Consider the following 375-nt stretch of genomic DNA (forward strand, 5'->3'; position numbering starts at 1 on the left):
TCTCACTTAGCTAAAGCTAGGATGAGAAAGGTCAACTAGGTCGTTCGAAGCTTTCCATAAATTTCGATGTGCTTCTAAACTATCCCGGTTCAGGGATGGGGGCTATTAGCTCAGGTGGTTAGAGCGCACCCCTGATAAGGGTGAGGTCCCTGGTTCGAGTCCAGGATGGCCCACTCCATTAAGACAAGGGGGTTTAGCTCAGTTGGTAGAGCGCCTGCTTTGCAAGCAGGATGTCAGCGGTTCGAGTCCGCTAACCTCCACCAACCGATTGATTGAATCACTCTGTTGAATTTTTTGTTGAATTGAGCGATTGAGGATATGCGACAGCAACTCATCTGCGGTATGTAGAGAGCCTGCTGGATTATATCCAGTACG

2 tRNA genes are annotated in these 375 nt (G+C 48.8%); both read left to right on the forward strand.

What is annotated here, in order from left to right:
• Positions 1-99 precede the first annotated feature (99 nt).
• Positions 100-173: transfer RNA gene (locus OU814_RS31295), tRNA-Ile, on the forward strand.
• Positions 174-187: 14 nt separating this feature from the next.
• A tRNA-Ala gene (locus OU814_RS31300) sits at positions 188-263 on the forward strand.
• Positions 264-375: the final 112 nt, after the last annotated feature.

It is taken from the genome of Leptolyngbya sp. GGD (genome assembly GCF_026735145.1).
In the GTDB taxonomy this organism is placed as follows: Bacteria; Cyanobacteriota; Cyanobacteriia; order Leptolyngbyales; family Leptolyngbyaceae; genus Leptolyngbya; species Leptolyngbya boryana.